This is a genomic window from Catellatospora sp. NPDC049133, assembly GCF_040648455.1.
GTDB lineage: Bacteria > Actinomycetota > Actinomycetes > Mycobacteriales > Micromonosporaceae > Catellatospora > Catellatospora aurea.
In genome coordinates this window covers 112,386-125,282 of sequence record NZ_JBEZDT010000017.1, presented here as the reverse complement: position 1 = coordinate 125,282, position 12,897 = coordinate 112,386, and the positions used below count along the sequence as shown (strand labels likewise).

The window sequence follows — 12,897 nt, the reverse complement described above, 5'->3', positions numbered from 1 at the left end:
CCCGAGGAGGCGACAGCGAGCCCCTGAACCGCCGAAACTCACCACGATCGAACAAGCAGACATGGAACCTCCGCCCGACAGGCGCGCGGCACCCAGGCCGTCATGTGATCCGGATCACGTCCATCTCCAGATCTCCGACACCGGACGGTGCGGGTGCGGTTCCCGCTGGGACTACCGAGCGCCGCGCTGCCGGCGCGCGCTCTCGAACTCGGCGGCATCCGACAACCAGGGACCGTGCTCGTCGAGTGCCGCGCAGCCGCCGCGGACGAAGGCGCTCACCAGCCTCCGGTACCCGCCGATCCCGTCGACCAGGCTGTACTCGACCCGGTACTGCGGATCCGACCCGGTTTGCCCGTGTCGCACCGTCGTGATCCGGGCGATGGAGTCGGCGTAGAAGTGAAGCTGGATCCCTTCGCCCAACTGCTCGTCCTCGATGGTGAACACCTCGTTGTCCCCGGCAGAGCGATCGCCGACGAACTCCCAGAACTCGGCGGAGGCAGAGCGAGCACCGTCGCGTGGCCACTTCTTCTCGGCGCCCTTGTCGTCGGTGAACGTCAGGGCCGTCATCCGCCCGCTCTCGCCGAGGTCGGCGCGGTCCTCGGCAGCCTCGTCGTCATCTGCCACCGGCGTGCTCCTGGAGCGGTCCGCAGCCTCCGAGCACATCAGGAAGCTCACCGTCCGCACCGCGTCGTCGACGAGTGCGGGGTTGGCGCGGCGCACGGCCGCGTCGACCGCCGCCGCCATCCGGTCCCAGTCCCGCTTGTCCGTGGCCCGGTTTCCCCGTCGCGGATCGAGCCCGATCCGCATCCCGGCGCACGCCTGCTCCGCGGTGGCGATCACCTGCATGACCTCGGGCAGCAGCGCGGAGTCGACGGCTTCGGGCATCCGCCGCGGCTTCGTCGCGCCATGCAGGTACTGGCCCGTGTACTTCAGGATCGCCGCGTCGAGTGGCCCGAGGACCACTCCCCGCTGGGCGCGACGGCGGTTCGCGTGGTACCGCTGAGCACGTTTCTCGTCTGGCGTCTCGGTCGCCGCGCGCATCGCCGCGCAGACCTGACCGCGCTCGAGTAGATCGGTGTCGGCACCATGGGCGATGAGCCGGCTCCGGTCCCACCGGATGCGCCCGAAGAGCGCGTCGACGTCCGCGGGCGAGGCGAGCAGGACCGGGTCCAGGAGCGCGACGGCAGCGTCCTCGTCGAGCAGGCCCCGGGTTCCGGCGGCCTCGCACAGCGGAAGGACCGCACTCCACAGCAGCAGATGCCTGGCCAGGTCCTCCCGGATCACCGCCAGATGGGCTTGCCCGATCGGGAACGTGAACGTGCGAGGCTCGTGGTTGGCGTCGGCCCCGGCGCCGAGCATCAGCCTCAGCTCGCCGTCCTCGCTGATCACGTTGGGGATCCAGCCGCTGCTGCGCGTGAAAACGATGTCTCTCATTGCTCAGGCTTCCTCAGAACGGTGCCGGCCAGACACGCTCGCCTCGGGACGGCGGCGATTTCGCAGCCACGCGCCCACTGTTCACGACCAACGGGCGAATTCGACGTCGAGGCGGGTGTCGGTGAGCACCCAGACCTCGCCCCCGCCGGCCTCGGCCGGGGCGTCGACCCGCTCCAGACCGAGGTATTCGATCAGCTGGAGCAGTAAGGCACGTTCGGCGCGGTCGTCGTCGAGACCGTGCGAGCCGAAGAAGATGTAGTACTGGTCGCTCGGGTCCACGTAGCCCGAGTTTGCCCAGATCCGAGCGATTTCTTCGATCGCCGCCGCGTCCGTCGTGATCGTGGCGGCGCGGGTGGCGCCGCGAGTCTCCGGTGACGCGTCGAGGTCGGCGAGTTCGGGGAACCACTGGCCGAAATGGTCGAGGCCGGCGTATCCGTTCTCGAAGAACAGCATCGCGCTCGTGAGGCAGCGGTTGGGCCGGTCGACCCGGAGATACTCCGGCCGAGGCGGATCCGCGACCATGATCCGCGAGATCACGCCCGCACCGGGCATGAGCACCAAAGCCTGCCCCGCCGGCTCGTCCTCGATGGCGTAGGTGGCAGACTCCCGCTCCCGGACGAACGCGGCGAACGCCTCGTAGGCCTCCTGCGGGTCGCCCACGGTGACCTGGTGGTCTTCGCCGTCATCGGCGGCGAAGACGAACTGCTTCGGTCCGGGGTCATAGGGGCGGGCCATGTGCGTCCTTCGTTCACGGGTGACGGTTCCGGCAGTTTAGTGGATCGAGCGGACATGCCCGCGGTCCTGATCACAGGCCTGCTGTGCGCACCGGCCCAGCGCTGCCGGTGGGCCGAAAAGCGACCAGGCTTCGCATGTCCACATTGTCCGTCGTGACCCTGACACTCTGCAACCGAACGGTCGCTGTGTCGATATCCTGCTGCCAGGTGTGACCTCGACAGATCCCCATTCCGCGCTCTCTGCCAGCACTTTCGTGCTGCCGGGTGACGCGAGCTTGGTGAACCACCCCACCACACGCCGTCACCCGTTGTGCTGGAGGATTCGTCTTGACCAACAACCCCGCCCCGTCCAGGGCTCCCAAGCCGCGCCGCAGCGACCTACGCGTCCGCGTGCTGGCCGCCGTGTCCGCCGCGCTCATGCTCGCCGGGCTCATCCCGGCGACCCCGGCCCACGCCGCCCCCGATCCGTACCCATTCCCCCTGCCGAAGTTCAGCCACCCGGACAGCCCGCACTCGCCGCTGTTCCACGACCGCGGCGACACGCTCATCCCGCTGCTGGTGGTCTACGCGACGTTCAACGACCTGACCACGAACGTCACCGAGAACGACATCCGCGACCGCTACTTCCCCATCTTCCAGTTCGGCACGGTCGCCGACTACTTCATCTCGCACGACCTCGGCATCCTCGTCCCCGCCGTCGAGTCGTTCGGCACCGCGGACAACGGCGTCGTCGTCGTCGACCTCGGCGCGTCCGGCCCCGGCATCGCGCAGGACGCCTCCCAGCGCCGCCGCCGCATGATGGACCTCGCCGACCCGTTCGTCGACTTCGCCCGCTACGACACCGACAAGGACGGGTCGGTCGAGGACACCGAACTCGCCGTGGCCACGATCTTCACCTCAGGGCCGGCCAACGAGAACTGCGGGCAGACCCGGGGGGTCGCCGCCGGCGCCAAGCTCGACGGCAAGACCATCGCGTTCCGCACCGCCGACAGCGCCACCGGCACCAACGAGATCACGATCGCCCACGAGCTCACGCACCAGCTCTACGACCTGTACGACCACTACGGCTACGGCGTGGGCAGCTGGGACATCGCCGGACCGACCTGCGGCGCGGCGGACCTGTGGTTCGAGCCCAACCTGTTCACCAAGCTGCACCTGGGCGGCCAGAAACCCGCCGTCATCACCAGGGACGGCTACCACACCCCCTCCGACCTGTCCATCGCCACCACATATCTGCTCTACGACTACGGGCGCGGCACCGACGACTACTTCCTCGTCGAGACCCGCAACCCCCGGCCGGGCACCTACGACGAGGACGTGCCCGACAGCGGCGTGGTCGTCTTCCGCGTCGACGAGCGCAACGTACGCAGCCCGCAGGAGACCGTCCGCGGCGTCGAACTCATGCGCCCCGACGGCACCCGCTCGCCGGGCTGCATCGACGAGGACGTGGACGGCCGCAACGACGAGGACCCGGCCGACGGCATGGACAACGACGGCGACGGCCGCACCGACGAGGACGTGCCCGAGAACCCCGTCACCTGCGACGGCGGCAACGACACCGACGCGTGGGACCCGACCGACAACCGCACCCCGCAGCGGACCATGGACCGGCCCTGGGCCGACGGCACCCCGGCCAAGGTCGCGGTGCGGGCCATCGGCCGCCCGTTCTTCGCCGACACCGCGAACAACGTCTACTACAACCAGGTCTACTTCGACGTACGCGGCCCCGGCGTCCTCGTCGACCCGGCCGACGCGCAAGGCAACGCCCCGCGCCCGACACTCGTGCTGGGCAGCACCACCGACCTGACCTACACCGTCCGCAACACCGGTGAGACGACCGACACCTTCGACTTCACCGAACTGGTGGCCTCCACCTGGACGGCGACCACGCAGCGGCTGACCCTGGCCGCCCAGCAGCAGGCGACCGTCACGATCCGGGTCACCGTGCCCGCCGACGAGCGGGCCGGGCCGCACAGCCTGTTCGCCCGGGGACGCAGCACCACCGACAGCGACGTCCGCACCGACTACCAGTTCCTCGCCGACGTCGTCCGGCGGCCGCTGTCGCTGAGCTACACCGGTGCCACGGCCGCGGACTACTCGGACGCGGCGGCCCTGTCGGCCGTCGTACGCGACGGCATCACCAACGACCCGGTGGCCGGCAAGCAGGTCACCTTCACCGTCGCCGGGCAGTCGCTGACCGCCACCAGCGGCGCCGACGGCGTCGCCACCGTCAGCTGGCCCGCCGACCAGGTGCCGGGCTCCTACCCGGTGCAGGTGCACGTGTCCGAGAGCGGCCCGCACGAGGCGGCCTCGACCGACGCGGCACTGACCGTCGAGCCCGAGAACGTCACCGTCGCGGTGGCCGCCGGCCTCAACCAGCCGGCCGGGACCGGTCAGCTGACCCTCCAGGCGACCCAGGAGGCCGACGGCCGTCCCGGCGATCTCACCAGGCTCGCGGCGCGGGTCACCCTGACCCCGACGCTGACGGGCACGACCAGGACGTACGACACGACGTTCGACGCGACCGGCCGCGCCACCGTGACCCTCGACGCCCCTGCCGACCTGTGGCGCGCCCGCATCGAGGTGCGTGGCGACTACTTCACCGGCCCGGCCGCCGACGCCGAACTCGTGCTGTTCGACCCCGACGGCAGCGTGCAGGGCACCGGCCGCGGCGACGACCAGAACGGCGACCGGGTACGGCTCACCTCGTCGCTGAGCTACCAGGGCAACTCGCCGCGGGGCTCGCTGCGCTTCGACGAGGGACCGCGTACGTTCACGGCCGGCACCGTGCGGTGGCTGGTCGTCGCCGGCGACCGGGCCGTGTTCGAGGTCAGCGGGCAGTTCGGCGGCGTGCCTGCCGTGCTGCGAGGCACCGCCGCCGACGCGGGCAACCCCGGCCGGGACGGTGACACGTTCTCGGTGCGCATCACGGCGGCCGCAGGCGGCGCGCTGCTGTACGAGTCGGGCCAGGTCGAGCCCGACAACGGCAACCTGACCGTCGGGTAGCCCGCGATGCCGAAGGGGCGTCCTCCACAAGAGGGCGCCCCTTTCGCCGTCACCGGTCAGGCCGGCGCACGGAACCGTGGCCGCCGTCGCGCGGCTGTCCCCCGGCGGGGCCAGGAAACGGGCAGATCAGGGCAGTGGAATGATTCGAGGGTGACAGTCAGAACCGACGACATCGAGCGGGCGGCCGACGTGCTGCGGGCCGGCGGCCTGGTGGCCCTTCCGACCGAGACCGTGTACGGCCTCGGTGCCGACGCGGAGAACCCCGCTGCCGTCGCGCGGGTGTTCCAGGCCAAGGGCCGGCCTCCGTCGCACCCGCTGATCGTTCACCTCGGCAGCGCCGAGCAGCTGGCGGACTGGGCCGAGGACGTGACACCCACGGCGCGCCGCCTGGCCGAGCACTTCTGGCCAGGTCCGCTCACCCTGGTGCTGCGGCGCGGTCGCCGGGTGCCGCTCGAAGTGACCGGCGGCCTGGAGACGGTGGCGTTGCGTGTGCCGGATCACCCCGTGGCGCGTGCGCTGCTGGCGGCCTTCGGCGGCGGTGTCGCGGCGCCGTCGGCCAACCGCTTCGGCTCGGTGAGTCCGACAACGGCCGACCACGTCCGCGCCGAACTCGGTGACGCCGTGGACTACGTCCTCGACGGGGGCCCGTGCGAGGTCGGTGTCGAGTCGACCATCGTCGGCGTCACGGGCGACACCGTGACACTGCTGCGGCCCGGCGGGGTGACCCGCGAAGATCTTGAAGCGGTGCTGAACGGCCCGGTCGCCGTGCCCTCGGACAGCCCCGTACGCGTGCCGGGCCAGCACCCGTCGCACTACGCACCGCGGGCTCGGGTCGTCCTCGTCGGACCCGAGCAGGTCGTCGCCGAGGCGGAGCGCGCGCAGCAGCAAGGTCACCTGGTCGGAGTGTTCCTTCCCCCGGACGTCGCCGGGGCGGACGTGAAGGCGCACGCCACGATCACGGTCCCGAGCTCGTCCGCCGCCTATGCGCGCGGCCTGTACGGCTTCCTGCGCGAACTCGACCAGGCAGGATGCGACCTCATCGTCGCGTCCCTGCCGGTGGAGCAGGGGCTGGGGCTGGCGATCGCCAATCGGCTGCGCCGCGCCGCGGGCCCTCGGCCGGCCGATCAGCTCACCGTGCCGATTCGGCCGTGACCTCGATGCCGCGGGCCGCCACCACCTGCGCGGTGCCGTCGGCCAGCCGGTAGCACAGACCCACCACGGCGGTCATGCCGGCTTCGACCCGTGCCGCGAGCACCCGGGAGCGGTCCAGCAGCAGATCCACGGTGTGCCTGACGTGCTCGACCAGGATCTCGTCGGGCTCCGTGCGGCCGGCGGCCCGGGCCGCGAGCACGCTGGGCGTCACCCGCTCGACGACGTCGCGGACGTAGCCGGCCGATGGCATCCCGGACTCCAGCGCGGCGCACGCGGCGGCCACCGCGCCACACGAGTCATGGCCGAGGACCAGCACCAGGGGGCAGTCGAGCACGTCCGAGCCGTACTCGATGCTGCCCAGCACCTCGGCGCCCAGGACGTGGCCCGCCGTGCGCACCACGAAAAGATCACCCAGCCCGCGGTCAAAAATGATCTCTGCTGCGAGCCGCGAGTCGGAACACCCGAACACCACGGCGAACGGACGCTGGCCCGGCGCGGTCTCGGCGCGGCGTGCCGCGTCCTGGTTCGGGTGCTCCGGCTTACCGGAGACGAACCGCTCGTTGCCCGCGAGCAGCAGCTCGAAAGCTTCTCGAGGCGTCGGCGACTTGATCTCGATCATGCCCGCAGCCTAGTACGGCAGCCGTCGGAAGCCATCGCGATCTGAGTCACGCTCTGATTTCGGGACGTGAACAGGCCGGGCACCGCCGGCTTCAGGATCGGATATGACGTCGGCTAGACCGGAGCGGAGCCGACGGTCAGTCGGATGTTGAAGCCTTCGGGAGTGCGCGATCGCGGAAACGTGCCAGTCACCCCGGCGCACATAGCAGATCGTGCCTTCCCGGCTCCGGCTGCGGTCAGACTGCCACGTGACCGACGACCGCAGCATCATTTCGGCGGTGCGCGCAGTGTCAGGCGGTGGCCTGCGACTCGGCGGTCGGCAGCACATCGTGCAGGTGGCGGCGGGAGCTGACCCCCAGTTTGGTGAACACGTTGCCCAGATGCCACTCGACGGTGCGGGGGCTGATGAACAGCTGGGCGGCGATCTCGGGGTTGGTGTGCCCGTCGCGGGCGAGCCTGGCGATCTCGGCCTCCTGGCCGGTCAGCGCGCCCAGCGGGCTGACGCTGCGCTTGCGTACGGTCTCCCCGGTCGCGGTCAGCTCCCGGCGGGCCCGGTCGGCGAACCCGGCGGCGCCGGCCCGCGTGAACGCCTCGTACGCGGTGCGCAGCTGCATCCGGCTCTCCTGCCGGCGCTGGTGCCGGCGCAGCCATTCGCCGTAGAGCAGGTGCGCACGCGCCAACTGGATGCTGATCCGGGTGTGTCCGAGTTGCTCGATCGACTCCCGGAACAGCGCGTCGGCAGCCGTGCCGTCGGCGAGCACGGCTCGGCAGCGGGCCTCGATGCCCGCGGCCCATGCGGTCGCGCTGGCGCGGGTGCGGGGCGTCAGCCTTTCCAGCGCCTGCTGGGCGGTGTCGCGCTGCCCGGCGCGGGCGGCCACCTCGACGAGTTCGCTCAATGCCCAACCGAAGATGCCCATGTCCTCGTGCTCACAGGCACGCAAGGCGGCGGCCAGCGCGGTTTCGTAGCGGCCGAGCCCGTTGTAGAGGACGGCGCTGGCGTAATCGGCGATGGCCAGGGCACGTCCTTCACCGCGGGCGAGGACGTCCTGGATGCCGTGGTCGATGGTGTCGAGGACCTGCTGCTCGGCCGCCTGCCAGGCGTGCAGGAGCAGCGAGGTGTAGAGCAGCGGGGTGCTGCCGGTCACCTGCGAGACGGCGGCGGCCTCGTCGATCAGCATGGCGGCGGTGTCGAGTTCGCCGGCGTGGACGCGGTAGCACGCCTGGTGGGTCAGCGCCAGCGGGAGGACCGACAGCGCGCCTGCCCGCCGCGCCAGGTCGGTGGCCCCGGTGGCCAGATCGTGCCAGGCGTCGTCGTCCCACACCTCGGGGGCGAGTGGTTCGGGGGTCAGCGGCGACGACAGCAGCAGCCAGCCCGCCGGATCACCGCCGTGTTCGGTGGTCTGCTCGCGGCGCGCGGCCTGCAGGGCGTGCCGGATGGCGTCGACGCTGGCGCTGTGGCCGTCGAGGATCCAGCCGGTGACGGCGTCGAGCAGAGTGTCGGTGACCCGGTTCGGCCGGGGTGCGGCCGGGCAGGCACGCGCGGCTCGGGCGACCTCGTGTGCGCCGTGGCCGAGGCGTCCGGCGAAGATCGCCGCTCCGGCGGCCTCCAGCAGCGTGTCGCGGGCCATGGCGGTGTCCAGCGGCTTGAGGCGGGTCGCGGCGTTCAGCAGCCGCCGGGCGGTGTCAGCGCCGCGGATCTGCGTGTGCACCAGCCGCGCCCGCAGCCGCTCGAGTTTGGCGCGCTGCAGGTCGTCGAGCGGGCCGGCCTCGGCTTCGGCGAGCAGGTGGTGAGCCTGGTCGAGGGCGCCGAGATCGAAGGCGGCCTTGGCGGCGGCCAGCGCACGGACGGTGCGGCGGGCGGGGTCGGGGGTCAGCTCGGTGGCCCAGCGCAGGAAGGCGGCGGTCGCGGCGGCTCCGCCGCGGCGGAGGGCCCGGTCAGCCGACTGTTCGAGGGCTTCGGCGATGCGTTCGTCGGGTTGGGTGGCGGCGCGGGCGCGGTGGAAGGCACGGCGGTCGGGGGCGAGGTCGGGGTCGGTGGCCTCGGCCAGGGCCTGGTGCGCGGCGCGCCGGTCGGCGATCGACGCGCTGCGGTAGATCGCGGAGCGGACGATCGGGTGGCGGAACTGTGCTCGCTGACCGAATTCGATCAGTCCGACCGCTTCGGCGGGCGTCGCCGCGGCGGCGGGGATGGCCTGCAGGTGCGCGGCTCGCCAGACCAGCTGGGTGTCTCCGGTCGGGTCGGCTGCCGCGGTGAGCAGGAGCCGCTGGGTGTCGGTGGGCAGCGTGTGGACTTCGCGGGCGAAGCAGCGTTCCAGGTCGGATTCGGTGGAGCGGCCCTCGGGCAGCCAGAAACCCCCTGCCAGGTCGGCGGCGGACAGGGCATGGGGCACCTGCAGCAGCGCCAGCGGATTGCCGTGGGCTTCGGCCACGACCCGGTCGCGGACCTGCGGGTCAAGCGGCATACGCAGGGTGGCGGCCAGCAGGCTGCGCGCGTCGGCGTCGCTGAGTCCCGGCACGGCCAGTTCGGCGAGGCCGGGTAGTGGGCGCGGGTTCGCGGGCTCGCGTACCGCGAAGAGCATCGCCACTCTTTCGGCCTTCAGTCGCCGGGCCACGAAGGCCAGCACCTGCAGCGACGCGTCGTCGACCCACTGGGCGTCATCGATCAGCCAGGCCAGCGGCTCGTCGGCGGCCCCGGCCAGCAGGCCGAGGGTGGCCAGGCCGACCATGAACCGGTCGGGCGTGTCGCCGGTCTGCAGCCCGAAGGCGACCGACAGTGCCTCTCGTTGCGGGACGGGCAGGTGGGACAGGTGCTGCAGCAGTGGCACGCACAGGTGGTGCAGCGCCGCGTAGGGCAGTTCCATCTCGGATTCGACACCGCAGACGGTGGCGAGCTGGAATCCGCGGGCTTGGGTCGCCGCGTGGTCGAGCAGGGCGGTTTTGCCGATGCCGGCCTCGCCGCGGATGACGAGCACCGCGCTGGTGCCGGTGCGGGCGTCGGCGAGCGCGCGCTTGATGGTGGCCGCTTCGTGGCGGCGGCCTTTCAACTCGACCCGGGTGGTCGTGGACACGCCCATGCGCCGACTCTTTCCCGCCGCTATCAGCTGAAAACTGGCATTTATGGTCATCGTACCGAGCTGAGGCCGACGTCACAGCGCACCGGGCCCCGACTGGGCCGGACATACGCCCCATCGGGCAGTAGCGAGCACAAAGCGCCACCGCAGCGGACGGCCCGGGGGCGAAACCCCGGGGGTTGCCCGGGGCGACCGGTCCCGGACACGGCGACCGTGGACAGGCCGGTCGACCACCGACGGCACTGATGAGGCCGCCGGGCCCTGCAACGGAGCGTGACTGACATGAGCTTTCCCAAGATCGGAACCGACCGCACCCTGCGCTACGCGACGGAGATCGACTACGCGGCGGAGTCTGCCCCCGGCGTGGACGACGGCCGCGGCTTCGTTGCGCCGGGGCCCTCCGGCCGGCATACGCCCGCGCCCCCGTCTCGCCAGCACACCATGTACGACCAACTCACCGGCCTGCCCAACCGCGTCATGCTCAAACACGCCCTGTACGCCGCGATGTCCGCGACGGCGGCGCAACGCCCGGTCGGGTTGTGCCACCTGGACCTCGACGGTTTCACCGCCATCAACCAGACGCACGGCTACGACGCCGGGGACCGGCTGCTGCAGACGATCGCCCAGCGGCTGTCGGCCGTACTGTGCGAGGGCTGCCTGGTCGCCCGCACCGGCAGCGACCAGTTCACCGTCCTGGTGTCGGCGTCGGCGCACGTCACCGACATCACCCGGGTCGCCGAGGCCATCCAGCAGGCGGTACGCCGGCCGCTGGAGCTGGACGGGCGGCAGGTCAGCGTCACGGCCTGCATCGGCATGGCAACCCCGCCACCTGCCGATTCCGCCGTCGGCTCCCTGCTCAGCGCCGCCGAGTCCGCGCTCGCGCTGGCCCGGGCCGCGGGCCACGACCAGCGCCGCCTGTTCGACGCCGACCAGCACGCCCACCGCCTGGCCTGCCACGAGACCGCCCACCAGTTGCGGCTGGCCCTGCAGCACGGCGAGCTGTTCCTGGAGTACCAGCCGATCGTCGGGGCCGGCAGCGGTGACCTCTACGGCGTCGAAGCACTGGTCCGCTGGCGGCACCCGCAGCGCGGCGTGCTCGGCCCGGCGGAGTTCATCCCCGTCGCCGAACAGACCGGGCTGATCAACGACATCGGACGGTTCGTGCTGCATACCGCCTGCGCACAGGCCAGGCAGTGGTTGGCCCGACATCCTGGCCGCCGGCTGGTGATGAGCGTCAACGTGGCGCCGTCGCAGGCCGACGATCCGGAGTTCGCCGGATACGTGGCCGAGCTGCTGTCGCACTGTGGGATCGACCCGGACCTGCTGCAGCTGGAGATCACCGAAAGCAGCATGCTGTCGACGTCCGGGCAGGTCACCGAGACCATCCGAACCCTGGCAGGTCTCGGGGTGCGGGTCGCGATCGACGACTTCGGCACCGGCTACGCGAACCTGGCCAACCTGCGGTCGCTGCCGGTGCACACCCTGAAACTCGCGCGGCAGTTCATCACCGCGCTCGCCGGCGACACCAGCCAGGTCGACGCTGCGATGGTCGACACGATCGTGCGTCTGGCACGCGGGCTCGGCCTCGGCGTGATCGCCGAAGGCGTGGAGACACCGGAGCAGGCCGACACAGTGCGGCGGCTGGGCTGCGACCTCATCCAGGGATTCCTCTACGGAAAACCGGAGTCGCCCCAGGCAATCGACGCCCGGCTGCGAGCGGCGGCCGCACCGGCCGTGGGCTGACGCGCGGCGGCGGACCGGACACTCGCGAACAGGGAGGGCAAGCCATGAAAATCGTCATCTTCGGTGGTACGGGCCGGATCGGCGCACGCCTGGCCCGGCTGCTGCGGCTCCGCGGCCACCATGTGGTGCCGGCCTCGCCCAGCACCGGCGTCGACACCGTCGCCGGCAACGGCCTGGCCGACGCGGTCACCCGAGCCGACGTCGTCGTCGACGTCACCGACACGCCGTCGTTCACCGCCCACTCGGCGATGGACTTCTTCCTCACCTCCACCCGCAACATCCTGTCTGCGGCCGTGGCGGCGCGGGTGCGCCACCACGTGGTGCTGTCGATCGTCGGCGCCGACCGCATGCCCGCCAGCGGCTACATGCGCGCCAAGGCCGCCCAGGAGAAGATCGTCGGGTACGGCCTGGTGCCCTACACGGTCGTGCGCGCCACCCAGACCTTCGAGTTCATCGACGCCAACACCGCCACCTGCGACGATCACCGTCCACTGTGCCTGTCACCGGTGCTCATGCAACCGATGGCCGCCGAGGACGCGGCCACCGTGCTCGCCGACGTGGCCGAGGCCGAACCCTTCGGCGGCCGCGTCGACATCGCCGGGCCGGACCGGCTGCGCCAGGACGACCTCGTCCGCACGCTGCTGGCTGCGCACGACGACAACCGCGACGTCGTGACCGCCCCGGCGGCGTACTTCTACGGCGCCTCGGTCGATGACGCGACGCTCGTACCCGCCCGGCCGTGGCGCCTGGGCGTCACCGATCTCACGGGCTGGTTGGCCGCCTACGCTGCCACCCGACCACTGAAACGCCCCTAGATTGTCACAAACAGGGTCAATAAGGTAAGCCCGCAGCTCGGGGTGCGGCCGAGACGCGACACGAGCATCGCCCTAGTTCGTCAGGGCCGACACGAAAGCTGACTGAACCGCTGGTTCGGCACTGCCCCGCCCGGGGAGGCACTGCGCGCGCTGTCCGAGGTTCGCCGTCTCGTCGCCGACGACGTGCTGACCATCCCCGAAGGCCGGCCGTTCCCGCTCGAACACTTCACCGAGGCCATCACGCTCGCCGAAGCACCGGCACATGGCGCCAAGCCATTGTTCGTCTTCGAAGACGGCCATCACTAGAACGCCTGGGTATGCGAA

The 12,897-nt window shown here is 71.4% G+C and carries 9 protein-coding genes; 5 read left to right on the top strand and 4 right to left on the bottom strand.

The genetic code is table 11. The features are described from left to right. Window positions 1–171: 171 nt before the first annotated feature. Window positions 172–1,434 carry a DUF6357 family protein gene (locus tag AB0B35_RS20750; protein ID WP_361047796.1) on the bottom strand — a complete coding sequence of 421 codons (1,263 nt, stop codon included), beginning with the start codon at window positions 1,432–1,434 and terminating at the stop codon, window positions 172–174. A gap of 81 nt (window positions 1,435–1,515) precedes the next feature. Next, window positions 1,516–2,169 (bottom strand): DUF6357 family protein, encoded by a 654-nt coding sequence (locus tag AB0B35_RS20745; RefSeq protein WP_361047792.1) that lies wholly within the window; start codon window positions 2,167–2,169, stop codon window positions 1,516–1,518. Window positions 2,170–2,495: 326 nt separating this feature from the next. Between AB0B35_RS20745 and AB0B35_RS20740 the strand changes: the two genes are divergently transcribed. Together AB0B35_RS20740 and AB0B35_RS20735 are read left to right on the top strand one after the other, a co-directional pair. Further along, on the top strand, window positions 2,496–5,174 hold the full coding sequence (locus tag AB0B35_RS20740; RefSeq protein WP_361047789.1) for a hypothetical protein: 2,679 nt from the start codon (window positions 2,496–2,498) through the stop codon (window positions 5,172–5,174). A 150-nt stretch (window positions 5,175–5,324) separates the two neighbouring features. Continuing rightward, the gene (locus AB0B35_RS20735; RefSeq protein ID WP_361047787.1) at window positions 5,325–6,326 is read left to right on the top strand and encodes an L-threonylcarbamoyladenylate synthase; all 1,002 of its coding nucleotides are present in this window, start codon (window positions 5,325–5,327) and stop codon (window positions 6,324–6,326) included. On the opposite strand, the gene AB0B35_RS20730 is transcribed toward AB0B35_RS20735, so the two are convergent. Next, window positions 6,304–6,945 (bottom strand): carbonic anhydrase, encoded by a 642-nt coding sequence (locus tag AB0B35_RS20730; protein ID WP_361047784.1) that lies wholly within the window; start codon window positions 6,943–6,945, stop codon window positions 6,304–6,306. The genes AB0B35_RS20735 and AB0B35_RS20730 overlap by 23 nt on opposite strands. A gap of 289 nt (window positions 6,946–7,234) precedes the next feature. Then, a complete protein-coding gene (locus AB0B35_RS20725) occupies window positions 7,235–10,018 on the bottom strand; it encodes an AAA family ATPase (protein ID WP_361047781.1) in 2,784 nt (927 codons plus the stop codon). Window positions 10,019–10,297: 279 nt separating this feature from the next. On the opposite strand from AB0B35_RS20725, the gene AB0B35_RS20720 reads away from it, so the two are divergent. From AB0B35_RS20720 to AB0B35_RS20710, 3 genes are all read left to right on the top strand, one after another. Next, window positions 10,298–11,758, top strand: coding sequence for a bifunctional diguanylate cyclase/phosphodiesterase (locus AB0B35_RS20720; RefSeq protein WP_361047779.1), 1,461 nt, complete (start codon window positions 10,298–10,300; stop codon window positions 11,756–11,758). A gap of 44 nt (window positions 11,759–11,802) precedes the next feature. Then, the gene (locus AB0B35_RS20715) at window positions 11,803–12,573 is read left to right on the top strand and encodes an SDR family oxidoreductase (protein ID WP_361047776.1); all 771 of its coding nucleotides are present in this window, start codon (window positions 11,803–11,805) and stop codon (window positions 12,571–12,573) included. Window positions 12,574–12,756: 183 nt separating this feature from the next. Beyond that, complete coding sequence (locus AB0B35_RS20710) at window positions 12,757–12,879, top strand: hypothetical protein (RefSeq protein WP_361047774.1); 123 nt, start codon at window positions 12,757–12,759, stop codon at window positions 12,877–12,879. The last annotated feature ends 18 nt before the right edge of the window (window positions 12,880–12,897 follow it).